The sequence below is a fragment of the Promicromonospora xylanilytica genome (assembly GCF_054782895.1).
Genome location: NZ_BAAGRP010000006.1, coordinates 34069 through 56117 on the forward strand (window position 1 = coordinate 34069; position 22049 = coordinate 56117).

Here is a 22049-nt window from a genome sequence, read left to right on the forward strand (position 1 = left end):
CGAAGGCGTGCACACCAGGGGTGAAGCATGCCCACGGACTGGAGGGAGGTGACCAGCATGAGCGCACCGACACAGGTGCCGGTCGGGCACGTGGCGAGCCACGAGACCGATGGCACCACCCGCCGGCGAGTGCTCGAGCTGGTCGCGTCCCGTGGCCCCGTCACCGCCGGTGCCCTCGCCGCAGTCCTCGAGCTGACGGCGCCTGCCGTGCGCAGGCACCTGACCCTCCTGGAGGAGGAGGGCAAGATCGCCGTGCACGAGGCCTCGCGCACGGGTGCCCCTCGGCGTGGGCGTCCCGCACGGCGGTACGTCGTCACGGGCGGCGGCCAGTCCGAGCTCGCCGGCGGCTACCAGGAGATCGCCCGGCAGGTCCTGCGGTTCCTGCGCGAGACGGGCGGCAGCGAGGCGGTGCACGGCTTCGCCAAGGAGCGGTTCGACGCCGTCGCCCGCGGCTACGCGCCCCACCTCACCGCCGAGACGGCGGAAGGTCGGGCCGCCCAGCTCGTCCAGCTGCTGTCCGCCGACGGTTACGCCGCCTCCGTCCGGCCCGTTCCGGCCCCGCTGACCGGCCCGACGGCCGGCACCGTGGCCCGCGCGGTCCAGCTCTGCCAGGGGCACTGCCCGGTCCAGCACGTGGCCGAGGAGTTCCCCGAGCTGTGCGAGCAGGAGGCCCGCGCGTTCAGCGAGCTGCTGGGCTCGCACGTCCAGCGCCTCGCGACCATCGCCGGCGGCGCGCACGCCTGCACCACGAACATCCCCGTGAACCTTCCTCTGCCCACCCCCGCGACGGACATCCCCGCGACGACCCCCACCGAAGGAAAGTGATGAGCGCAGAAACGCAAGCGCCAGAGCAGCGCTCCGACGATGAGATCATCGCCAGCATCGGCTCTTACGAGTACGGCTGGCACGACAGCGACGCAGCGGGCATGTCCGCGCAGCGCGGCCTGAGCGAGGAAGTTGTCCGCAACATCTCGACGCTCAAGAACGAGCCCGAGTGGATGCTGAACCAGCGTCTCAAGGCCCTGCGCCTCTTCGGCAAGAAGCCGATGCCGAGCTGGGGCTCCGACCTGTCGGGGATCGACTTCGACAAGATCAAGTACTTCGTGCGGTCCACGGAGAAGCAGGCCACCTCCTGGGAGGACCTGCCCGAGGACATCAAGGAGACGTACGACCGTCTCGGCATCCCCGAGGCCGAGAAGCAGCGCCTCGTCGCGGGCGTCGCCGCCCAGTACGAGTCCGAGGTCGTCTACCACCAGATCCGTGAGGACCTGGAGGAGCAGGGCGTCATCTTCGTCGACACCGACACGGGCCTGCGCGACTACCCGGAGCTCTTCCAGGAGTACTTCGGCACCGTCATTCCCGCGGGCGACAACAAGTTCTCCGCGCTGAACTCGGCCGTGTGGTCGGGTGGCTCGTTCGTCTACGTGCCGCCGGGCGTGCACGTGGAGATCCCGCTGCAGGCCTACTTCCGGATCAACACCGAGAACATGGGCCAGTTCGAGCGCACGCTGATCATCGCCGACGAGGGCTCGTACGTGCACTACGTCGAGGGCTGCACGGCCCCGATCTACACGTCCGACTCCCTGCACTCCGCGGTCGTCGAGATCATCGTGAAGAAGAACGCCCGCGTGCGGTACACGACGATCCAGAACTGGTCGAACAACGTGTACAACCTGGTCACCAAGCGCGCCACGGCCGCTGAGGGTGCCCAGATGGAGTGGGTCGACGGCAACATCGGCTCCAAGGTCACGATGAAGTACCCGGCGATCTACCTGCTGGGCGAGCACGCCCGCGGCGAGACGCTGTCCATCGCCTTCGCGGGCGAGGGCCAGCACCAGGACGCCGGCGCCAAGATGGTGCACGCGGCGCCGAACACCTCGTCGTCGATCGTGAGCAAGTCCGTGGCGCGCGGCGGCGGCCGCACGTCCTACCGCGGTCTGGTCCAGGTGCTCGAGGGTGCCTCCCACTCCGCGTCCAACGTCCTGTGCGACGCGCTGCTGGTCGACCAGATCTCCCGCAGCGACACCTACCCCTACGTGGACGTCCGCGAGGACGACGTGTCCATGGGGCACGAGGCCACGGTCTCGCGGGTGAGCGAGGACCAGCTGTTCTACCTCATGTCCCGAGGCATGGAGGAGACCGAGGCCATGGCCATGATCGTGCGCGGGTTCGTCGAGCCCATCGCGCGCGAGCTGCCCATGGAGTACGCACTCGAGCTCAACCGCCTCATCGAGCTGCAGATGGAAGGGTCCGTCGGCTGATATGACTCTCACGACCGATCACACGCGCGCTGTTGCCGACGGCGCCCACACGCACGGCGCCGTCAAGCCCCAGGGCTCGCGCGCCGAGCGCCGCACGTCGTTCTCGCTGGACGACATCCCCGTCCCCAACGGCCGCGAGGAGGAGTGGCGCTTCTCCCCGGCGGACCGCCTCCAGCCGCTGTTCCAGGCGGACCTCGGCACCTCCGGCGTCACCGTCGAGGTGTCCGCGGCCCCCGAGGTGCTGGTGGAGACCGTCGCCCGGGACGACGCCCGCCTCGGCACCGCCGGCCAGCCCGGCGACCGCACCGCGGTCACCGCGTGGAACGCCTTCGAGCAGGCCACGATCGTCACGGTCCCCAAGGAGGCCGTGGCCACGGGCGTGACCTCGGTGCACGTCAAGGGCGTGTCGCAGGACGCGACGGCGGCCCACGTGCTGGTCCGCGCCGAGCGGCACTCCGAGGCCGTGGTGGTCCTGGACCACGACGGTGTCGGCACGCTCGCCGAGACGGTCGAGATCGTCGTCGAGGACGGCGCGCACCTCACCGTCGTCAGCGTCCAGGACTGGGCCGACGGCGCCGTGCACGCCTCCTCGCACCGGGCCCGCCTGGGCCGCGACGCCAAGCTCAAGCACGTCGTGGTGACGTTCGGCGGCGACGTCGTGCGCGTCACCCCGGACGCCGAGTTCACCGCCGAGGGTGGTGAGGTCGAGATGGTGGGCCTCTACTTCGCGGACACCGACCAGCACCAGGAGCACCGCCTCTTCGTGGACCACGCGGTGCCGGACTGCAAGTCCCGCGTGACCTACAAGGGCGCCCTGCAGGGCTCCGGCGCGCACACCGTGTGGGTGGGTGACGTGCTCATCCGGGCCGCCGCCGAGAACACCGACACCTACGAGCTCAACCGCAACCTCGTCCTGTCGGACGGCGCGCGCGCGGACTCCGTGCCGAACCTCGAGATCGAGACCGGCGAGATCGCCGGCGCCGGCCACGCCAGCGCCACCGGCCGGTTCGACGACGAACAGCTCTTCTACCTCCAGTCCCGCGGCATCCCGGAGATCGACGCCCGCCGGCTCGTCGTGCGCGGCTTCTTCGCCGAGCTCATCCACGAGATCGGCGTCGCCGAGGTCGAGGAGCGGCTGCTCGCCTCCATCGAGGCCGAGCTGGAGAAGTCGATGAGCGTGATCACCGGGGCACCGTCCGTCGTGCCCACCGAGGCCGAGGTGGCTCCGAGCGCATGACCGCACAGCTCGCCTGCATGACCGACGACCTGGGCCCGGAGGAAGCGATGCTCGTCGAGCTCGACGGCGCCGACGGGGCCCCGGTCCCGGTCGCCGTGGCGCGCGACGCCGAGGGCACGTTCCATGCCATCTCGGATGTCTGCTCCCACGGCGCCGTCTCGCTGTCCGACGGCGAGGTGGAGGGCAGCCTCGTGGAGTGCTGGCTGCACGGCTCCCAGTTCGACCTGCGGACCGGCCAGCCCCTCCAGCTCCCGGCGGTGCGCCCCGTGCCCGTCTACCCGGTGACCATCGACGGCGACAAGGTGCTCGTCGACATCGACGTCACCGTGCCTGTCTCCTGAACAACTGACTTCGCAAGCTAACCCTGGAGTAACCGATATGCCCACCCTCGAGATCCGCGACCTGCACGTCAGCGTCGAGACCAAGGAAGGCCCCAAGCCGATCCTGCGCGGTGTCGACCTGACCATCGCCAGCGGCGAGACCCACGCCATCATGGGCCCCAACGGCTCCGGCAAGTCCACCCTCGCGTCGGCGCTCGCCGGCCACCCCAAGTACACGGTCACCTCGGGTACCGCCACGCTGGACGGCGAGGACCTGCTGGAGATGACCGTCGACCAGCGCGCCCGCGCCGGCCTGTTCCTCGCCATGCAGTACCCGGTCGAGGTCTCCGGTGTCTCGGTCGCCAACTTCCTGCGCACCGCCAAGACCGCCATCTCCGGCGAGGCCCCCAAGCTCCGTACCTGGGGCAAGGAGGTCAAGGGTGCGATGGAGAACCTCCGCATGGACCCGGCCTTCGCCGAGCGCTCCGTGAACGAGGGCTTCTCCGGCGGTGAGAAGAAGCGCCACGAGATCCTGCAGATGGAGCTCTTCAAGCCGCGCTTCGCCGTGCTGGACGAGACCGACTCCGGCCTCGACGTCGACGCGCTGCGCGTCGTGTCGGAGGGCGTGAACCGGGCCAAGGAGCAGACGGACGTCGGCATCCTGCTCATCACGCACTACACGCGCATCCTGCGCTACATCAAGCCCGACTTCGTGCACGTCTTCGTCGACGGCAAGATCGCCGAGGAGGGCGGCTCCGAGCTGGCCGACCGCCTCGAGGAAGAGGGCTACGACAAGTACCTCGGCGCGAACAAGACGGTCTCGGCCTGATCCACTGCTGACTGACGTACCGCGAAGGGACATCATGACCACCACCGCCACCGTGCGCCCGGGCGACACAGCCCCGGGCGGCGCGTCCGCCGTCGAGATCTCGACGACCGAGCTGGCCGCCGTCCGTGCGGACTTCCCCTTGCTCGAGCGCACGGTGCGGGGTGGCCGGCCCCTCGTGTACCTGGACTCCGCGGCGACGTCGCAGAAACCGCAGGTCGTGCTCGACACCGAGGTGGACTTCTACGAGCAGCGCAACGCCGCGGTCCACCGCGGTGCGCACCAGCTCGCCGAGGAGGCCACCGAGTCGTTCGAGCAGGCACGCGCGGCAGTCGCCGCGTTCGTCGGCGCGGACGACGGCGAGATCGCCTGGCAGCCCGGTGCGACGGCCGCGATCAACGTCGTGGCCTACGCGTTCTCCAACGCGACACTGGGCCGCGGGGGAGAGGCCGCCGCGCGGTTCCGGCTCGCGCCGGGCGACGAGATCCTCGTCACCGAGGCGGAGCACCACGCCAACCTGGTTCCGTGGCAGGAGCTGTGCGCCCGTACCGGCGCCATCCTGCGCTGGATCCCCGTGGCCGACGACGGCCGGCTCGACCTGACGAACCTCGACACCCTCCTGACCGAGCGCACCAAGGTGCTCGCGTTCGGGCACGTGTCGAACGTGACCGGGGCCGTGGCGCCCGTCGCGACGCTCGTCGCGGCCGCCCGGCGCATGGGCGCCCTCACGGTGCTCGACGCCTGCCAGTCCGTGCCGAACATGCCCGTGGACCTCCACGAGCTCGGCGTCGACTTCGCCGCGTTCAGCGGGCACAAGATGCTCGGCCCCACCGGCGTCGGCGCGCTGTACGGGCGGCGCGAGCTGCTCGAGGCCATGCCGCCCTCCGTCACCGGTGGGTCCATGGTCGAGGTGGTGACCATGGAGAGCACCACCTACGCGCCGCCGCCGCAGCGCTTCGAGGCGGGCACCCAGATGGTCGCGCAGGCGGTCGGCATGGGCTGCGCCGCACAGTACCTCGACGAGCTCGGCATGGCCGGCGTCGCCCGGCACGAGACCGAGCTCGCGGCGGAGATGCTGAAGATCGCCGAGATCCCGGGGGTCCGGGTGATCGGCCCGCTCGACACGGCCGATCGTCTCGCCGTGGTCTCGTTCGTGGTCGACGGCGTGCACGCGCACGACGTCGGCCAGGTCCTCGACGACAAGGGGATCGCCGTCCGGGTGGGACACCACTGCGCGCAGCCGCTGCACCGCCGGTTCGGCGTGGCAGCCACGGCACGCGCGTCGGCGTCGGTCTACACGACCGTCGAAGAAGTTGTGGCGTTCCGGGAAGCACTGGCGGGGGTCCGCGCGTTCTTCGGAGCAGAATGAGAATTTCAAGGCCTAGAAAGGCAGCGTCGTGAGCACGCTCGAGCAGATGTACCAGCAGGTCATCCTTGACCACGCGAAGCACCCGGTGGGCCGTGGGCTCGCCGACGTCGCGACGGTCGAGAGCGGGCACCTCGCGGGCGAGTCGCACCAGGTGAACCCGACGTGCGGTGACGAGGTGACCCTCCGGGTCGACGTCACGCCGGAGGGCGCGGTGGCCGGTGTCTCGTGGGACGGCCAGGGATGCTCCATCTCCCAGGCCTCGGTGTCCGTCATGACATCGTTGGTGGAGGGCGTCCCCCTCGCGGAGGTGGCGCGGCTCGACGGGCTCTTCCACGACCTGATGTCGTCCCGCGGCAAGGGCCTGGACGACGACGAGGCGGAGGACGCCCTCGGTGACGCGACGGCCTTCACCGGCGTGTCGCAGTACCCCGCGCGAATCAAGTGCGCGCTGCTCGGCTGGGCGGCGCTCAAGGACTCGCTGGCGCGCAGTGGCGCGCTGGCAACGAGGTGAGGAGAGACCGATGACTGAGGCGAGCACCGAGGTCGGGCAGGATGCCCCGGCCGCTCCCGCTGACGGGGTGGGCTCGTCGCCCACCACCGCGGTGGACGTCGAGGAAGCGATGCGCGACGTGATCGACCCCGAGCTGGGCATCAACGTCGTCGACCTGGGCCTCGTGTACGGCATCCAGGTGGACCAGAACAACCACACGACCATCGACATGACGCTCACGTCGGCGGCCTGCCCGCTGACGGACGTGATCGAGGACCAGACGGCGCAGGCGCTCGAGGGCATCGTCGACGGGTTCCGCGTGAACTGGGTCTGGATGCCGCCGTGGGGTCCGGAGAAGATCACGGACGACGGCAAGGAGCAGCTGCGGATGTTGGGGTTCAACGTCTGAGGATCGTGAGGGTCGGGCGGCGGGCTCCTGAAAGGGGAGAACGCCGCCCGACCTGCTTTTTCTCGTTCGAGCCCGCGGGACGGAAGTGGACAGGGATGGCCTCGTGGGTTCATCCGAAGTCCTACTGAAGTCCCACGGGTCCTGGGACGAAGGGCTCGATCGCCACACGATGCTCAGCCCATGGATCGGAGAGCCGGGGCGTGGCTCATCTGGCGGCGCAATCCCGCGGCGGACGGCGGTCGTAGAACTATCGACGGGAGGCCACCTTGCTGGGAGATCCGAGCATGCAGATCCCTGAGGAGCTCGTCACGGACGAGTTCGTGCTCAGACCGATCAAGAGCAGTGATGCCGAGGCTGACTACGCCGCAGTCATGGACACACGTGAGGATCTGCGTGCGTGGCGGCAGTCGACGTGGCCGGAGGACGACTTCACGGTGGAAGCGAACCGCAAGGACGTCGCCACGATGGTGGAACGGCGCGCAGCGCGTCGCGCGTTCGACTACACCGTCCTCGACCCGACCCGTACGACATGCCTTGGATGCGTCTACGTGTTCCCGCCGACAGCGACATTCCTCGCACGCGCGACGGTGACACCGCTTGGGGTTGATGCCTGGGGGGATGTCGATGCCGCCGTGTACTTCTGGACCCGCAGGGCCAAGACGTCGCCTGGCGCCGATGCGCGCCTGCTCGCGGCGCTACGTGTCTGGTTCGCTGGCGAGTGGGGACTCGAGCGGGCAGTGTTCGTGGTGAGTGAGCAGTTCGAGCATCAGGTCGTGCTCGTCGCCGAGGCCGGTATGGTCCCGAGGTCCGAGATCCGCCGGCCGGACGCACCCGGGGCGTTCTACGCATGCCGTTGAGGTCAGCGAGAGGGGGCAGCGCTCGTCCTGGACCATTCTGGCCTGTCGGTAGCCGCAGCGACGGGCAAGAAGTTCGAGATCGTCGAACACGGCATCTACATGGTCCGCGACGGCAAGTTCTGGTCCATGTCGACCCTGCACGACGAGGAGACGCTCCGCGAGCAGCTTGCCCGCCGCCCCGTATCGACCAGGCGGCGATCCGGTCACAGGCTGCAACGCGCTCCGTCAGCCGGGGACTCGAGGTCGAGAAGGTACGCGTCGACCACGCGGTCGACGCACGTGCTGCCACCGAGGAGGTAGGCGCCGTGCTGCTTGCCGTCGACGGTGAGCAGGCTTGCGCCCAATGCGTCGGCCATCGCGATGCCGCCCGAGTGCGGCGTTGCGGGATCACCGGTGACTGACACCACGAGGGTCTCGGGAACGTCCTCGACATCGGTGAGCCAGGGCTCGTCGCGCGTGGGCGGTGCGGGCCAGGCCTCGCACTCGCTGTGGAAGTCACCCGCCGTGAGGACGCCGAGGTCGAACATCGGCGCCACCTGGCCGACCTTGCGCGCCAGCGCGGTGGTTTGCTCGGGCGTCAGGCGCGGCCAGTCCATGCAGCGCACGGCGATGTTCGTGTCGAGGTCGAGCGTGTGGAAGCCGTCCGCGGTGCGGCCGTAGAACAGGTCCCGCAGGGCGAGCATCTCGTCGGCCCGGCCCGCCTCGAGGGCGGTCAGCGCGGCGGTGACGTCGGGCCAGTTCCCCTCCGAGAACAGCCCGCCCGAGATGCCGAGGTAGATGTCCCAGATGCTCACTTCTCTGCCGTCCACGGTCGGCGGCGTCTCGATGAACGGTCGGACGATCTCGTGCAGGCGATCGTTCGCGGCCGCGGGATCAGTACCGAGTACGCAATCGGGTGACTCGGCGCAGAACGCGGCGAGGTCGTCGAACCGCGCCTGCAGGCCGGCGAACGAGGAGAGGCGGAACTCCCTGGCCGTCAGGTCGGGTGCGACGGCGCCGTCGAGCACGATCGCGCGGACCTTCTCGGGGTAGGTCGCTGCGTACATGGCGCCGAGCTCGGTGCCGTAGCTGTAGCCGAGGTAGGTCAGCTTCTCGTCACCGAGCACCTCTCGTACGAGGTCCATGTCCCGCACGACGTTCGTGGACCCGGCGTTGACCAGGTTGGCGACCCCGCCGGAGCCTTCGGCGCAGCGTTCCGCGAGCTCGGCCGCCTGCTCGGCACTCGTGACGTCGTAGACGGCGCCGAACCGTGGCGCGGCTCCCGCGTCGTGCTCCTGGTCGGTGTAGCAGTCGAGGGCCGGGGTCGACGAGCCGATCCCCCGAGGATCGAAGCCGACGATGTCGAAGCGCTCGGCGACAGGGCCGGCCTGCCACAGGGTCGCGGTCGACGCGACGAAGCTGGTGCCAGAGCCTCCGGGGCCGCCCGGGTCGACCAGCACGGAGCCCTCGGCCTCGCCTGTGGCGGGTAGGCGCAGGAGCGCGATGTGCGCCCTCTGGCCGTCCGGCTCGGCGTAGTCGATCGGCACCTCGACCGAGGCGCACTCGAGCGCCGGGTTCGCGAACAGCTCGGCGTCCGCTGCGTTGGTCGCGGTGTCCTCGCACCCGCTCCAGTCGAGCTCTTGCCCGAGGTAGGCGCTGAGGTCCGGGTCCGCGCCGGGGTCCGGTGGAGGAGATGTAGGGGCGCAGCCGACGAGCACGAGGAGTGCCGACGTGGTGGCGGCGAGCACGGTCGTGCAGCGCCGAGAGCGATTCGGGGGGCGGAGATGTGATCGCACGTGTACTTCCTTCGTTGAGCTGCCGTTGGGTGCAAGTCGGCGGTGTGTGACATCTGGCTGGAGCGGTGAACTCACGTGTCGATCCCATCCGTCTCGGTGTCCAGGAGGCGGTGGTGCCGGAAGGTGAGTGCTCTCTCGATCCCGGCGAGGGCCGCTGCGATGGTCAGTGCCGTGTTCGCCGGTGCCGGTAGGTCGACGGGCGAGACGAACGGCGTGAAGCGATCCGCCCAGAGCGGTAGGTGGGTGACCACCTCGAGCAGCTGGGGCGCGACCAGGATCAGGTTGATCACCAGCACGATCACGGCACCGGCGGCCAGGGCGCGACCGGCTCCCGGGTGTCGCCGGGAGAGCTGGGCGCGCCAGTGCTCTGGTGTCCCGGGTGCGGGATCGAGACGCCGCCGGCTGCCGTTCGCGCTGACCAGGTGGATCCGCTGCATGCCGTACCTGCTCGCGGCGACCTCGATGACGTCTGGTCCGAGCGCGAACCGGACCGGCATGTCGGCGGTCTGCACGTGGTGGTCGTCCCGGTAGAGCGAGGCCCGGCCCGAGATGTGGTCGACGTCGATCGTCGCCGTCGCCGTCGACGCGTCGGGGAGGTCGACCGCGAATCGCGTGCGCTCGAGCAAGAGGGAGGGGCGGAACGGTGGCAACGATGCACCAGGCTCTGGAGCGGGTTCCGACAATGCCCCCTCATCGCCCTCGAAGCCCTCGAACCCGTCGAGGTCGTCGAGGCCCTCGATGCCGTCAGGGTCCTTGCCCGTCGAGCCGCCCCGGAGGTCGTCGTCCCAGCCGTTCATGACTCGTCCTGTCCGCAGCCACGACGGGAGGGAAGCGCGCCTCTGATCGTTTGTAGCACGTCCATGCCAGAAAAGTTAGCACGGCGATGCTACAGATTGCTACGATGAGGTCATGCCCAGACGAGTCGACCCGGATGCCCGCCGGGAGCAGGTCGCCGACGCCGTGATCGATGAGATCGCCGAGCGTGGGCTGCGCTCGGTGACCCTCGGCCGGATCGCCGCTCGCACCGGGCTGGCCATCGGGAGCATCCGGCACTACTTCGGGAACAACGTCCACGAGGTCATGCGCTTCACGCTGAGTGTGCTCATGCAGCGCGTCGTGCGACGCGCGACGACGATGTCCGACGACCCGGTGGCGCGGATCACCGACCTCGTCGCGTTTGCCGCTCCGACCAGCGATCAGGAACGCCGGGAGAACGCCGCCCTCGTCGAGTACCGAGTCATCGCGCGCACGGAACCGGAGTTCGCGGCCGACATCACTGACACATCGCGCCAGGCCGCAGAGGTGATCCGCGCACTGCTGCGCGACGCGCTGGCTGACCGCGCCGTCGACGAGGAGGCGCTGAACCGTGAGGCGCTCCTCCTGCTCTCCCTGATCGAGGGGTTCTCGTTCAGCTCGGCGCTGGTCTCCGCCCCGCTGCAGGAGGCGGAGGTCCGTGCTGTCGTGACGGACACCCTGCGTCGCATGATCAATGCCTATCCGCTCGTCGAAGAGGTCGCCACGGCTGCACAGGGCTAGTGCGCGGACGGCGCCACGCCGCGGGGTCGTCGCCGGCGATCCGACCCGCGTCGCGGCGCCGGCGCGCGGCCCGCACGAGGTAACCGAGGGTTGCCTCGGCGGCCTGGACGTCCTCGAGCTCGACGGTCGCATCGAACATGACCCGGTAGAGGTCAGGGCTCGAGTGCGTTGGCGGTCGACGAGGGAGGGCGACGTGACCGGCTCGTGCTCACGGAGCATCCGCGCCGCACGCTCCAGGAGCTGCGTACGAACCGCCCGGCCGGGTGTGCAAGGCTCGACTCATGTAATACGGTATCCATATAGTATGAACGTCATACTACTTGGGAGGGTCATGAGATTCGACGAGCCGCTCGACGGCTGGTTCACCTACGTCACCTGGGACATCGACCTGCGTCTCGCCGGCGCCGTCGTCCGGGCGAGCGCGCGGCGGGACGACCACAGGGGGCAACTCATCGGGCTGGCGCGGGAGTTCGCCGGCGAGCGCGGAGTTCGTACCGCACACGCGCTGGAGGTCACGTTCATCCCGCCGATCGCGGGCGGGCCACGGTACGACCTGGCTGTGCTCGTCCATGGTGGCAGTGCCTTGGGTGACGAGGTCACGCAGCGGGCGGCGGCACGTGGCCTGCCTGCCCCCGAGCTGGTGCTCACGGGACGCAACTCGGGCAGGATCGGCGACACCGAGGCTCGGGACGGTGAGGTCCTGCTGAACCACTTCGCGGGGTCGGTGACGCCTCAGCGCGCGGTGGAGGCGTGGCGGGCAGTCGCGCCGTGGTACGCAGAGACGCTAGGTGTCGACAATTCCACGCTGCTGGAGACGGAGCCCGACGCACCGTTCCTGATCGTGAACTACGCCGTGATCCCCGGCGGGGTGGTCCCGTTCCTTGCGGGTCAGATGCTCCGCCCGAGCTTCCACCGCGTCGTTCGCCGCCGCCTGCGGGACGCTGGCATCACGCCGTACCCCGTGTTCACCAGGAGGATAGGCGAGTGACGACCGCGCCCGAATCCCACGAGCTCCTTCTCGCTCTGCGCAGGCTGCGTTCCGCCGTGGCCACCGTCGATCGTGAGGTGGCCGCCGCCGCGAAGCTCAGGGACGGCGACCTCACCGTGCTCGACGTCCTGCATCGTGAGGGGCGGCAGACGCCGACGGACCTGGCGCGCCGGACCCGCACCCACGTGGCGACCATGACCGGCGTGCTGGCTCGGCTGGAGAAGGAGGGCTGGATCGAGCGGCGGTCGGACCCGAACGACCGCCGCTCGATCGGTGTGCACGCGACGAGTGTCGAGCGGTTCCGTGCGCTCTATGCGGAGCCGAACGCACGCCTGGCAGCGCTGTTCGCGGCTTGGCCCGCCGACCAGGCGAGCAGCTTCCTGGCTTCGGTCGAGCAGGTCGTCCGGGCACTCGACGAGGAGGGCGAAGCGTGAGGGAGCTCGACGAGGCGAGTGACGGGCGACGTCGTGTCCGCGCAGGGCTGTCCGGTGCAGGGCTGTCCGGTGTGGGCCGTCGGACGCTGATCTGGGTGATTGCGGTGCTCGGTGGTGTGGCCGTCTCCAGCGGACTCCTCGGTATCGTGGGTGGGCCGGAAGCCCTGCCTGGCGGCGAGTCGGTGAACGCCACCGTCGACAGTCAGTACCGGTTCACCAACGTGTTCTGGCTCGCCGCGGGACTGCTCGTCTGGTGGAGTCTCCGTCGCCCGGAACAGAGATACGAGGTGACGCGGGTGATCCTCACGATCGCCTCGGTCGGCGGCGTGGCCCGGCTCGTCTCCGGTCTGCTGACGGGATGGCCGCATCCGATCTTCGTCGGGGTGGCGGCGCTGGAGCTGGCCGTCGTGCCGCTCGTCATCTGGTGGCACACGCGGGTGGTCGGGCGGCGGGTCCCTGAACGGGAAAACGCCGCCTGACCTGTTTGATGCTGCACGCGCAGAGCGTGGCGTTCTCAGCTGATCCGGTAGAAGCGGAAGAACGAGAAGTCCTCGATGGGCAGAGTTTCGAGCTCCGTGAAGCCGGCGGCCTCGGCGTACTGCCGCAGGCGGGGCGGGCGCATCACCGTCCCGGTGGCCACGCTCGGACGGCTGGAGCGACCGTCGGGCAAGCAGACGAAAAGGCTGAAGCCGTACATCAGGCGCTCGATCTCGTCACCGTCCGGAGCGAACGAGTCGGCCACGGCCTCGTCCATCACGATCAACGGAGCGCCTGGCGTGAGCGACTCGCGGACGGCCGCGAGCACCTCGACCGGCCGGGGCATGTCGTGGACGCACTCGAACGCGAAGGCCACGTCATATCGATCCGCCGGGAGCTCAGCGGCGTCGCCGTGCGAGAACCGGACCTGGTCGGAGACGCCGGCGGCGCGGGCGTTGTCGGTAGCCATGGATACGGACGGTTGGTCGATGTCGATCCCGTGGACGAGGGCCGTGGGGTACGCACGGCTCAGCGCGATGCTCGACCAGCCGCCACCGCAGCCGACGTCGAGGACTCGGACGCCGGGACGGGAGAGCAGGCCGTGCAAGTCCTCGACACCGGCGAACGCGTCGGCCAGCCGGTGCTCGAACCACGGCCGGTTCGCGTCCGCCTGTCCCTCCCGTGCATGATCGCCGAGCTCGTCCCAGCTCACCCCGGCACCGGTGCGGTAAGCCTCGAGCAGCCGGGGGAGGGCGGGGCCGACCGCGCCGAACATCCGGCCGATGGGAGCCAAGAAGTTGAGGCTGTGCGGGTTGGTCAGCACCTCCGCGGTGCCCGGCGGGATGCTGAAGACGCGTTCGTCGTCGGAACCGTCCGAGTCGAGGTGCAGCAGGCCGGTGACGGCTTGCTGCTCCAGCCATTCACGAGCGTAGCGGGCGTCCGTGCCGGTTCGTGTGGCCAGCTGGGGCGGCGTTGCGGGACCGTCCTCGGCCAGCGAGCGGTACCAGCCGAGGCGATCACCCAGGAACGTCGACATCAGGTCGACGGTGCCGAGGACAGCACCGAAGAGGCGTTCGGCGACCAGATCGCCTGAATCCGGGTCCGTGCTGGGTTCCATCGCTCCACGATCCACCCCGTCAGGTTCGCCGCACCACCCTGAGAGCGGGGGAACTTTTGGTTGGCCGCCTTCGGAGGCGGCTCACGTGCGCTGATGCAGCACGGCGTTGATGGCGCGATGAGCATGGGAGCGTGCCTCCTCGCGTGACGGCGCGGACGTGAGCCCGAGGAGACGTCGCCGGTGCGGCTCACCGAGCAGGAGCGTGTAGAGCACCTCGGCCAGCTCGCGTGCGGCGCCAGGTGACGCAGGGCCTGCTTGCCGCGAGGGGGCCGGCGCGGTACGGGCCGTGTGCTCGGGGTCGAGGCTCGCGGCGAGCGCTTCGATCGACCGGGCCGGGCCTCTCTCGTAGAACGTGGCCGCGAGCTGCGGAAGCTGGCGCGACTCGGCGATGACCAGGCGGTGGAGCGTCACGGCGTCGTCCCCGTGCAGGACATGCACCATCCGTGTGGCGAGCTCCTCCAGGTCCGCGCCGTCGTGGGCGGCGGGTCGCTCGTGGGCGTGCAACCGCTCCACGGCAGCGAGGAACAGCCCTGTCTTGTCCGTGAAGTGCCGGTAGACGGTTCGCTTGGTCGCACCCACCGCGAGCGCCACCGCCTCGATGGTCGTGCCCGTGAACCCGCGCTCGGCGAACAAGCACACTGCGGCCTCCAGGATCTCTGCCCGCCGGGCGTCGACGTCCTCGCGGCGCGGGCGGCCCGGGCCGCGCCGTCGTCCTCCGCCAGCGGGGCGCGCCGTGGCGAACCCTGTGGCGTCCGTCTCCTCGCCGTCGACCTTCATGCAGACAATGATACGTTACCGTTTCATTGATCGCGGGCTCATGGATTCGGAGGGCAACCGATGGCCGAGGAACGACTGCTGCACGTGGCGTTCAGTGACGACTGGGAGGCGTGCGAGCGATTCGGGGAGTGCGACGTGGCGACGCGCGGCACGCTGTTCGACGACACCGGATACCTCCACGCCACCACCGCGGAAGGTCTGCCGGTGGTGCTGCGCGACGTCTACGGTGACGCGTCCGAACCCCTCGTGCTCGCCGTCATCGACGAGGCCGCCCTCGCCGCCCAGGGGATCACGGTGCGCTGGGTGCCCGGGGCCGGTCCGGACGGCACGGCGGCTCCGCGCATCGAGGGCGCGCTGCAGATGGATCGCATCACCGTCCCCGTGGTGCTGCCTGTGCGACGGGACGTCGACGGGTGGGTCGCTCCGGACCTCGACGGATGGAAGGTGCGCCGGACGCCGCCCTCCGGCTCGCACGTACCTCAGGGGTGACGTCGGCGATTTACCTAATCACCCGACTATTTCGTCGGTGACCTGTTGACAGCGGTGTCAGACACCCAGGAAACTGACGAACGGTGGTGGCGACGTACGCCTGGCGGAGGTCGAGCTGCTGACTCCCGCGGAGACACCGGACTCGCTCGTCAGGGTCGGCGTCGGGGACGCCTCGCTGCGGGCCGGCGACACGGCCACGGTGCCGGTCACGGTGAGCAACGCGGGCGACAAGCCGCTCAGCGTCGATGTCGCCGCGGCGCTCGGCGACGGCTGGGCGGTCGACCCGGCCGCGTCCCTCCTGGACGTGCCTGCCGAGGGGAAGGCGTCGGTCGACCTGACCGTCACGCCGACGGCGGGCGCGGCGCCAGGTGACCACACGCTCGAGGTCACCGCGACCTGGGGTCCGTGGACCGTCGCCGGGCAGGGCACGGTCGCCCTCGTCGGTGACGTGACCGAGGTCCGGCCGGGCACGCCGGCCGAGGAGCGCTGGCTCGTGGCCGACGACGGCTCGGCTCTCGCCGAAGCCGCCGGCGGTTACGTCAGGTACGCCGACAACGAGAGCACCTTCACCTACCGGGTCCCGCTGGCCGACGCCCGGGCCGGGACGCTGACACTGGACATCGCCAACCAGTTCCTCGTCGAGGCATCGTCCGACCGTGAGTCCTGGACCACGGTGCTGGAGGAGACCGGCTCGCCGATCTTCGAGTCGAACCGGGCCGAGCGCACGCTCGACGTCGCGGAGCTTCTCGCCGGCACCGGCTCCACCGACGGCTCGCTGTACCTGCGCGTCGGAGACTCCAGCCCCGGCGACGGGTGGGGCGGCAAGCTCTTCCGCACGCGCCTGGAGATCCCGTCCATGCCCGAAGGACCGGCGGCCACGGGCTCCTGAGCCGCAGGGCGGGGCGGTCAGCTCAGTGCGGAACGGGGGGAGAAGGTGCGGTCCAGGACGAGGCACGCGGCGCCGACCGCAGCGACGTCGTCGCCGATCGAGCTCGTGGCCAGTGCCACGGGGTGCGCGATGCTCTCGGCGGTGGCCGTCGCGAGCTCGCCCGGCAGGACCTCGAGCATCCGGTCGCGTACCGGTGCCCAGGACGGACCTCCGAAGACGACCCGGTCGAGGTCGAGCAGGGCCGCGAGGTTGGACACGAACAGGGCCGTGCTGCGAGCGGCGTGGTCGACGACTCCCAGGGCCGCCTGATCGCCGCTCGACGCGCGCTGCCCCAGGGCGTGGAACAGCTGGTCGATCGTCTCGAGGCTGAGGGGGGCGGCGGGGCCGATCGGACCGGTGAGGTTGTCCGGTCGAGGGACGGCGCCGCGTTCGAGCGCTTCGACGACCATGCGGTACGGGCGGACCACCTCCCCGAAGCAGCCACGCCGTCCGCAGACGCAGACCGGGCCGTCCGGGTCGACGATCGTGTGCCCGACGTCGCCGGCGTTCTGTGTCGCCCCGGCGTGCACGTCGCCGTCGAGCACGAGGCCGACACCGATCCCTGTGCCCCAGTACAGGAACGCGTAGTTGGACCGAGCGTCCGTGGGGTTCGTCCAGTCCTCGGCGAGAACGGCCGCGGTGACGTCCTTCGTGAGCGTCACCGGCAGCCCGAGCTTCGCCTGCAGGTCGTCACGCAGGTGGAAGTCGGCCCAGCCAGGGGCCAGGCGCGGCCGGACCAGCACGCCCGCCGACGCGTCGATGGGTCCGGGCGCGGCGACCCCGATCCCGGCGACGCGGCTCATGCTGACCCCCGAGGCGCGGATGAGCTCGCCGATCGCGTCGGCGACCTGCGCCAGCGTCTCCGCGGCGTCGCCCGACTCGGGCGGGTGCCGTCGGATCTCGCGCACCACGGAACCGCGCAGGTTCAGCAGGACGCAGGTGATCACGCTCGGGTCGAGGTGGACACCGACGGCGAACGCGCCGGACGCCTCCAGCCGGAGGATCGTGGGCGGCTTGCCCGGCCCCTGGACCCGGCGGCTGCCGGCCTCCCGGATCAGTCCGCGTTCGAGGAGCCGGCGGCTCACGTTCGACACCGTCTGCGCGGAGAGGCTCGTCTCGCGGGAAACCTCCACCCGGCTGAGCCCGGTCCGCGAGCGGCGGATCGATTCGAGGACGAGGGTCTCGTTGAACGCCGCGATGACGGGAAAGCTCGCGCCCTTGAGCATCGTCACCACCCTTCCTCGCTGGTCCTCGTCGCACACTGTAGGTGTCGCACACTGTAGGTGATGCGGCGGCCCCGCCCGGGATCACCGGACGGGGCCGCCGCGGACCGCCGGGCGTCAGTTCCGGGACGAATCGAGCTCGATCGTCACGAAACGGGGACGGTTGTTGTTCGCGTCGGCGAGGATGTCGTCGCCCACGCCGCTGTTGACGTTGTACGAGATCACGAGCTCGCCGGGCCCGCTGACGGCCGGGTGGGCGGCGACGTTGTACGGCGCGTACAGGTTGCCGGTCCCACCCTCGGGAGCGGTGTAGACCGCGGTGCGCCCGGTGAAGGGCCCGGCGGGCGTCTCGGCGGTGGCGACGTAGACCTTGTGGTCGAAGAAGATGTTCGTGGCCGTCGTCGTCAGCACGAAGTGCCCGTCCATCGGCGTCACGCTGTAGGACGCGCCGACGTCGTCCGCCACGGACGCCGCGTCGCTCTCGTCCCGGGACCAGCCGGCCCCGTCGTAGAACTCCCAGTCCATCTCGACGAGGTGACCCGACCGGGCGCGGGCGAGATAGGCAGACCCGTCCTTCACGCCGTAGATGTACAGCCACCGGTCGCACCGGACGACCTCGTTGCCCCAGTTGATCCCCGCCCCGTCGGGGGACCCGTAGGTCCGCGTGACGTCCTGGACGGTGAAGTCGTCGGTGTAGGTGACGATGTCGTTCCCGACCCAGCCGAAGTTCCACGGCGGCTCGCCGTCGGTGAGGCCCGTCCGGCCCTGGAAGACGCGGAGCTTGCCGCCGTCGACGATGCCGTCGCCGTTCCAGTACCACGGGTCGCCGTCCACGGAGTCGGGCGGCGACGCGATCGAGGTGGGCGCGTCCTGGGTGCCGCCCGTGATGGTCGTGTCCGGGAGGCCGTCCCGACCGCCGGTGACGATCGAGCCGTGGATGAACCCGGGCTCGGTCATGGACTCGTCCTCGTTGACGGGCCCGAGGAACGTGTCGTTCATCAGCCAGACGATGTCGTGGCCGGGGAGCTCGGCGGAGTAGACGCCGTCCGACGCGCCCCAGCCGCCCTCGTTGGCCCAGCCGCCACCGGAGTTACCGAAGTCGCGGAAGGCCTGGGTGAGCTCGGTGTTCGCGTGCGCGCCCGTCACCACGGGGGCCGGGCCGCGTGCGGCGGTGCACGACGCGGCCCCGCCGTCCGGGGCGATCGGCGGCGGGGGAGCGGCCTGCGCCGGAGCGGCAAGGAGGGCGGTGACGGCCACGGCCGTCGCCGCACCGCCGGCGAGCAGAGCTCTGGAGAGTGATCTCGTTCCCATCAGGTTCCTCTCTGATCCTGGAGGACGATCTGACCGGCTCGCTCAGGCCCGGGGCACGCCAGGTGATCGGGGCCGCGAGGCGGATGACGTCGCTGTCACCAGATATCTCAACATGCTTGAGTTATCTGGGTCAATGGGGTTGACCGGGATAAATCAACATGGTTTAGATACTCCTCGACGATGATGTCGATTCTCACGACGAGGAGAGAACGATGAAGCGAATCCCACTCGCGGCGGGCGCACTGGTGGGCTCGTTGGCCCTCGTGCTCGCCGCATGCTCCGGAGGTGCCGACACGGGCGCCGGGACACCCGACGACCCGACCCAGCTGACGTTCTACATGGACAAGGGCGGCTGGAAGCAGAGCTTTGACGACATGAACGGCGAGTCGAAGGACGAGGGCGTGATGCTCGACGTCGTCACGGCACCCGGCTCGGACCCGGCCGCGTACGACAGCTTCGTGAAGCAGGCGTTCCAGACCAAGGAAGTTCCGGACCTGTTCACCTGGCACACGGGCGGGCAGCTCGCGGAGCTCGTCGAGCAGGGCGTCGTGGCCGAGACGACGGACATCTGGGCCGAGGCCGAGGCGGAAGGCCTCGTTCCGGAGGGCCTGAAGGACAACTACACCTACGACGGCAAGCAGTACTGCGTGCCGCTCAACGTCGTGTACTGGGCCGTCTACTACAACAAGCAGGTCTTCGCGGACAACGACATCGAGGTCCCGACCACCTACGACGAGCTCATGGACGCCGCGGCGCGCCTCAAGGACGCGGACGTGACGCCGTTCTTCCAGATGAACGTGATCTTCGAGTTCGCGATGTTCCAGGCGCTCATGGCCGGCCAGGACCCCGAGGCGTACGCGGGACTGGCGACCGGGGAGAGCTCGTTCACCGACCCAGAGGTCGTCGAGGTCATGGAGGAGTGGAAGCGCCTCAACGACGAGGGCTACTTCACGGATCCCGGGCTCGACACCGAGCCGCAGACGCTCCTGGCCAACGGCGACGTCGCGATGGAGTACCTCGGGACCTTCCTCACGGGGCAGCTCAACGACATCGACCAGGTCTCGGGCGAGGACTACGGGATCTTCGCGTTCCCCAACATGAACCCTGACGTCGAGAACGAGCAGATGATCCTCGAGACCGGTCCGCTGTGCGTGGCCAAGGGGTCCCCGAACGAGACAGCCGCGCTCGAGTACAGCAAGTGGTGGCTCACCGACGACGCACAGCAGGCGTGGACCGACTCGCGCGGCGACCTGTCGTTCAACCCGGACGTCACCCTCGACGACCCGGAGCTCCAGGCCCTGTCCGAGCAGCTCGCCGGCGACGAGACCCAGCAGCGCTTCGTCGAGATGGTGCCGCTGCCCGTCTACAACCGCTCGACCGAGGTCTTCGGCGACTTCGTGACGAACTCGCCGAACCCCGAGGAGGGGCTGCGGACCCTGCAGGACGAGGCCGACACGTACTGGTCCGAACAGGACTGACCATGACCGTCGCGACGAGGTCCCCGGCCGCCGCGCCGGCCCGGGACACAGACACCGAACGCCGGCCGCGGCGGCCCTACACCTGGTCCGCTCGAGCCTTCGCCGCCCCCGCCCTGCTGGTCGTCGCGCTGCTCATGTACCTGCCGTTCCTGTGGACGACCTACCTGAGCTTCACGGAGTACAACGGGTTCGGCAGCCCCCGGCTCGTCGGACCGGCCAAGTACCAGGAGATGTTCCGCGACCCCGGATTCCTGGATTCGACCCTCAACACCCTGTACTGGGTGATCGGCACCCTGGTCCTGCCCGTCGGTCTGGGACTGCTCATCGCCGTCCTGACCTTCGGGCTCAAGGGCTCGTTCTGGTACCGGATCCCGTTCCTGATCCCATACGCCATCTCCGGCGTCGCGGTCGGCGTCATCTGGGGGTTCATCCTCCAGGACGGTGGCGCGATCGACCAGGCGCTCGGCCTGGTCGGGGTGCAGGACGCCCCACGGTGGCTGCTCGACGCCCCGCTGAACACCTTCGTCATGATCGCGGCGGCGGCCTGGCAGGGAGCGGGAGTGAACGCGCTGCTGTTCACCGTCGGCCTGCAGTCCATCCCCAAGGAACCCATCGAGGCGGCGCGCGTCGACGGCGCGTCCGGCTGGACGCTCTTCCGCACGATGACGTGGCCGATGCTGCGACCGCTCACGACCGTCGTGGTCGGGCTCGCCATCGTCGGGTCCCTCAAGCAGTTCGACATCATCTACGCGATGACGCAGGGCGGCCCCGGCCGTTCCTCCGAGACCCTCGCTCTGACGATGTACAAGGACACGTTCAACTACACCGACTACGGGCTCGGCGCGGCGATCGCCGTCCTCCTGACGATCGTCACCGTCGCGGCATCGATCCTCTACCTGCGCCGCCAGCTCGCCGACTCGAAAGAGATCTGATGGCTGACCGCATACGGAAGATCGTTCTCGTCGTCCTGGGCATCGTGTGGCTGGTGCCCGTCTACCTGATCCTCGTCAACGCGGCGAAGACCCAGGAGCAGTACGGGAGCAGCTCGGTCTGGAGCCCGACAGGCCTTGCCGGGATCGTCGGGAACGTCTCCGAGGCCTGGACCCGTGGTGAGCTCGGCGGGGCCGTCTGGTCCACGGCGCTCTACGCGATCACGGCCCCGCTCATCGCGGTGCTCATCGGCGCGGCGACCGGGTTCGCCATCGTCGCCCTGCGCCTCGAGCACGGGTTCGCCTGGTTCGTCGTGATCTTCAGCTCGACCGTGTTCCCCATGCAGATCCTGCTGCTCCCCCTGTTCGTCGGGTACGTGGAGCTGAACATCTATGACACGCGGTTCGGGCTCATCCTGGTCTACGCGGCCATCTCGGTGCCGTTCTCCGCTTTCGTGCTGCGCAACTTCTTCGCCGGGATAGCCCGCAGCGTGTTCGAGGCCGCGGTCATGGACGGCGCATCGCCGTGGCGCATCTTCTGGCGGATCTACCTCCCCATGTCCGTGCCCGCCCTGGTGGCCGTCTTCATCCTGCAGGCCACCCTGGTCTGGAACGACCTGCTGCTCGGGCTGACCCTGTCCAGGTCGTCGAGCATCCGCCCGCTCATGGGGTCGCTCGCCGCGCTGCAGGGGAACTACGGGGGATCGACGGCGCCCGTCCTGCTCGCGGGCGGCCTCATCGTCTCCATCCCGATGGTCGTGCTGTTCATGGCGACCCAGCGGGCATTCAGCCGAGGACTCGCGCTCGGCCAGACCTGA

At 69.7% G+C, this 22049-nt stretch carries 24 protein-coding genes; 18 read left to right on the top strand and 6 right to left on the bottom strand.

Features of this window, described 5'->3' with window-relative positions:
• Positions 1–57 precede the first annotated feature (57 nt).
• From ACYVK7_RS07290 to ACYVK7_RS07330, 9 genes are all read left to right on the top strand, one after another.
• On the top strand, positions 58–825 hold the full coding sequence (locus tag ACYVK7_RS07290) for a helix-turn-helix transcriptional regulator (RefSeq protein WP_460887022.1): 768 nt from the start codon (positions 58–60) through the stop codon (positions 823–825).
• Positions 825–2261, top strand: coding sequence for a Fe-S cluster assembly protein SufB (gene sufB / locus ACYVK7_RS07295; protein WP_460887023.1), 1437 nt, complete (start codon positions 825–827; stop codon positions 2259–2261). Before ACYVK7_RS07290 ends, sufB begins: the two co-directional genes overlap by 1 nt.
• Before the next feature lies 1 nt (position 2262).
• Positions 2263–3498, top strand: a complete 1236-nt coding sequence (gene sufD, locus ACYVK7_RS07300) for a Fe-S cluster assembly protein SufD (protein ID WP_460887024.1) — start codon at positions 2263–2265, stop codon at positions 3496–3498.
• Entirely contained in the window at positions 3495–3839 is a 345-nt protein-coding gene (locus ACYVK7_RS07305) for a non-heme iron oxygenase ferredoxin subunit (protein ID WP_460887025.1), read from the top strand. Before sufD ends, ACYVK7_RS07305 begins: the two co-directional genes overlap by 4 nt.
• Positions 3840–3876: 37 nt before the next feature.
• Positions 3877–4647 (top strand): Fe-S cluster assembly ATPase SufC, encoded by a 771-nt coding sequence (gene sufC / locus ACYVK7_RS07310; RefSeq protein WP_460887026.1) that lies wholly within the window; start codon positions 3877–3879, stop codon positions 4645–4647.
• Between the two features lie 34 nt (positions 4648–4681).
• Positions 4682–6013, top strand: coding sequence for a SufS family cysteine desulfurase (locus ACYVK7_RS07315; RefSeq protein WP_460887027.1), 1332 nt, complete (start codon positions 4682–4684; stop codon positions 6011–6013).
• Positions 6014–6041: 28 nt separating this feature from the next.
• A complete protein-coding gene (sufU, locus tag ACYVK7_RS07320) occupies positions 6042–6524 on the top strand; it encodes a Fe-S cluster assembly sulfur transfer protein SufU (RefSeq protein WP_460887028.1) in 483 nt (160 codons plus the stop codon).
• 10 nt (positions 6525–6534) lie between these two features.
• The gene (locus ACYVK7_RS07325; RefSeq protein WP_460887029.1) at positions 6535–6912 is read left to right on the top strand and encodes a metal-sulfur cluster assembly factor; all 378 of its coding nucleotides are present in this window, start codon (positions 6535–6537) and stop codon (positions 6910–6912) included.
• A gap of 284 nt (positions 6913–7196) precedes the next feature.
• Entirely contained in the window at positions 7197–7769 is a 573-nt protein-coding gene (locus ACYVK7_RS07330; protein ID WP_460887030.1) for a GNAT family N-acetyltransferase, read from the top strand.
• 203 nt (positions 7770–7972) lie between these two features.
• Here ACYVK7_RS07330 and ACYVK7_RS07335 read toward each other — a convergent pair whose 3' ends face one another.
• Both ACYVK7_RS07335 and ACYVK7_RS07340 read right to left on the bottom strand, forming a co-directional pair.
• Positions 7973–9496: an alpha/beta hydrolase gene (locus ACYVK7_RS07335; protein ID WP_460887031.1), complete on the bottom strand. Its 1524-nt coding sequence runs from the start codon at positions 9494–9496 to the stop codon at positions 7973–7975.
• A gap of 119 nt (positions 9497–9615) precedes the next feature.
• Entirely contained in the window at positions 9616–10341 is a 726-nt protein-coding gene (locus ACYVK7_RS07340) for a hypothetical protein (protein WP_460887032.1), read from the bottom strand.
• A gap of 112 nt (positions 10342–10453) precedes the next feature.
• Between ACYVK7_RS07340 and ACYVK7_RS07345 the strand changes: the two genes are divergently transcribed.
• The 4 genes from ACYVK7_RS07345 to ACYVK7_RS07360 all read left to right on the top strand — a co-directional run bounded on the left by ACYVK7_RS07345 (position 10454) and on the right by ACYVK7_RS07360 (position 12981).
• Positions 10454–11080: a TetR/AcrR family transcriptional regulator gene (locus ACYVK7_RS07345; protein ID WP_460887033.1), complete on the top strand. Its 627-nt coding sequence runs from the start codon at positions 10454–10456 to the stop codon at positions 11078–11080.
• Between the two features lie 331 nt (positions 11081–11411).
• A complete protein-coding gene (locus tag ACYVK7_RS07350) occupies positions 11412–12068 on the top strand; it encodes a hypothetical protein (RefSeq protein WP_460887034.1) in 657 nt (218 codons plus the stop codon).
• On the top strand, positions 12065–12502 hold the full coding sequence (locus ACYVK7_RS07355) for a MarR family transcriptional regulator (RefSeq protein ID WP_460887035.1): 438 nt from the start codon (positions 12065–12067) through the stop codon (positions 12500–12502). Before ACYVK7_RS07350 ends, ACYVK7_RS07355 begins: the two co-directional genes overlap by 4 nt.
• The gene (locus ACYVK7_RS07360; protein ID WP_460887036.1) at positions 12499–12981 is read left to right on the top strand and encodes a DUF4345 domain-containing protein; all 483 of its coding nucleotides are present in this window, start codon (positions 12499–12501) and stop codon (positions 12979–12981) included. The genes ACYVK7_RS07355 and ACYVK7_RS07360 overlap by 4 nt, the downstream gene beginning before the upstream one ends.
• A 35-nt stretch (positions 12982–13016) precedes the next feature.
• Here ACYVK7_RS07360 and ACYVK7_RS07365 read toward each other — a convergent pair whose 3' ends face one another.
• On the bottom strand, positions 13017–14096 hold the full coding sequence (locus ACYVK7_RS07365) for a class I SAM-dependent methyltransferase (RefSeq protein WP_460887037.1): 1080 nt from the start codon (positions 14094–14096) through the stop codon (positions 13017–13019).
• 81 nt (positions 14097–14177) lie between these two features.
• Complete coding sequence (locus ACYVK7_RS07370; protein ID WP_460887038.1) at positions 14178–14873, bottom strand: TetR/AcrR family transcriptional regulator; 696 nt, start codon at positions 14871–14873, stop codon at positions 14178–14180.
• A gap of 60 nt (positions 14874–14933) precedes the next feature.
• On the opposite strand from ACYVK7_RS07370, the gene ACYVK7_RS07375 reads away from it, so the two are divergent.
• Positions 14934–15362: a DUF952 domain-containing protein gene (locus tag ACYVK7_RS07375; protein WP_460887039.1), complete on the top strand. Its 429-nt coding sequence runs from the start codon at positions 14934–14936 to the stop codon at positions 15360–15362.
• A 175-nt stretch (positions 15363–15537) separates the two neighbouring features.
• Positions 15538–16251 carry an NEW3 domain-containing protein gene (locus tag ACYVK7_RS07380; protein WP_460887148.1) on the top strand — a complete coding sequence of 238 codons (714 nt, stop codon included), beginning with the start codon at positions 15538–15540 and terminating at the stop codon, positions 16249–16251.
• Between the two features lie 17 nt (positions 16252–16268).
• On the opposite strand, the gene ACYVK7_RS07385 is transcribed toward ACYVK7_RS07380, so the two are convergent.
• The gene (locus tag ACYVK7_RS07385) at positions 16269–17516 is read right to left on the bottom strand and encodes an ROK family transcriptional regulator (RefSeq protein ID WP_460887149.1); all 1248 of its coding nucleotides are present in this window, start codon (positions 17514–17516) and stop codon (positions 16269–16271) included.
• A gap of 114 nt (positions 17517–17630) precedes the next feature.
• Positions 17631–18824, bottom strand: a complete 1194-nt coding sequence (locus ACYVK7_RS07390) for a hypothetical protein (protein WP_460887040.1) — start codon at positions 18822–18824, stop codon at positions 17631–17633.
• A 212-nt stretch (positions 18825–19036) separates the two neighbouring features.
• Between ACYVK7_RS07390 and ACYVK7_RS07395 the strand changes: the two genes are divergently transcribed.
• From ACYVK7_RS07395 to ACYVK7_RS07405, 3 genes are read left to right on the top strand one after another with little or no spacing between them, the layout of a single operon-like run.
• A complete protein-coding gene (locus ACYVK7_RS07395) occupies positions 19037–20302 on the top strand; it encodes an ABC transporter substrate-binding protein (RefSeq protein WP_460887041.1) in 1266 nt (421 codons plus the stop codon).
• A 2-nt stretch (positions 20303–20304) separates the two neighbouring features.
• Positions 20305–21234 carry a carbohydrate ABC transporter permease gene (locus ACYVK7_RS07400; protein ID WP_460887042.1) on the top strand — a complete coding sequence of 310 codons (930 nt, stop codon included), beginning with the start codon at positions 20305–20307 and terminating at the stop codon, positions 21232–21234.
• Positions 21234–22049 (top strand): carbohydrate ABC transporter permease, encoded by an 816-nt coding sequence (locus ACYVK7_RS07405; RefSeq protein ID WP_460887043.1) that lies wholly within the window; start codon positions 21234–21236, stop codon positions 22047–22049. Before ACYVK7_RS07400 ends, ACYVK7_RS07405 begins: the two co-directional genes overlap by 1 nt.

Bases quoted from the DNA above. Each gene is read 5' to 3' on its own strand.
- ACYVK7_RS07290 (WP_460887022.1), top strand. From the start codon at position 58: ATGAGCGCACCGACACAGGTGCCGGTCGGGCACGTGGCGAGCCACGAG.
- sufB (WP_460887023.1), top strand. From the start codon at position 825: ATGAGCGCAGAAACGCAAGCGCCAGAGCAGCGCTCCGACGATGAGATC.
- sufD (WP_460887024.1), top strand. From the start codon at position 2,263: ATGACTCTCACGACCGATCACACGCGCGCTGTTGCCGACGGCGCCCAC.
- ACYVK7_RS07305 (WP_460887025.1), top strand. From the start codon at position 3,495: ATGACCGCACAGCTCGCCTGCATGACCGACGACCTGGGCCCGGAGGAA.
- sufC (WP_460887026.1), top strand. From the start codon at position 3,877: ATGCCCACCCTCGAGATCCGCGACCTGCACGTCAGCGTCGAGACCAAG.
- ACYVK7_RS07315 (WP_460887027.1), top strand. From the start codon at position 4,682: ATGACCACCACCGCCACCGTGCGCCCGGGCGACACAGCCCCGGGCGGC.
- ACYVK7_RS07325 (WP_460887029.1), top strand. From the start codon at position 6,535: ATGACTGAGGCGAGCACCGAGGTCGGGCAGGATGCCCCGGCCGCTCCC.
- ACYVK7_RS07330 (WP_460887030.1), top strand. From the start codon at position 7,197: ATGCAGATCCCTGAGGAGCTCGTCACGGACGAGTTCGTGCTCAGACCG.
- ACYVK7_RS07340 (WP_460887032.1), bottom strand. From the start codon at position 10,341: ATGAACGGCTGGGACGACGACCTCCGGGGCGGCTCGACGGGCAAGGAC.
- ACYVK7_RS07345 (WP_460887033.1), top strand. From the start codon at position 10,454: ATGCCCAGACGAGTCGACCCGGATGCCCGCCGGGAGCAGGTCGCCGAC.
- ACYVK7_RS07350 (WP_460887034.1), top strand. From the start codon at position 11,412: ATGAGATTCGACGAGCCGCTCGACGGCTGGTTCACCTACGTCACCTGG.
- ACYVK7_RS07365 (WP_460887037.1), bottom strand. From the start codon at position 14,096: ATGGAACCCAGCACGGACCCGGATTCAGGCGATCTGGTCGCCGAACGC.
- ACYVK7_RS07370 (WP_460887038.1), bottom strand. From the start codon at position 14,873: ATGAAGGTCGACGGCGAGGAGACGGACGCCACAGGGTTCGCCACGGCG.
- ACYVK7_RS07375 (WP_460887039.1), top strand. From the start codon at position 14,934: ATGGCCGAGGAACGACTGCTGCACGTGGCGTTCAGTGACGACTGGGAG.
- ACYVK7_RS07385 (WP_460887149.1), bottom strand. From the start codon at position 17,516: ATGCTCAAGGGCGCGAGCTTTCCCGTCATCGCGGCGTTCAACGAGACC.
- ACYVK7_RS07390 (WP_460887040.1), bottom strand. From the start codon at position 18,824: ATGGGAACGAGATCACTCTCCAGAGCTCTGCTCGCCGGCGGTGCGGCG.
- ACYVK7_RS07395 (WP_460887041.1), top strand. From the start codon at position 19,037: ATGAAGCGAATCCCACTCGCGGCGGGCGCACTGGTGGGCTCGTTGGCC.
- ACYVK7_RS07400 (WP_460887042.1), top strand. From the start codon at position 20,305: ATGACCGTCGCGACGAGGTCCCCGGCCGCCGCGCCGGCCCGGGACACA.
- ACYVK7_RS07405 (WP_460887043.1), top strand. From the start codon at position 21,234: ATGGCTGACCGCATACGGAAGATCGTTCTCGTCGTCCTGGGCATCGTG.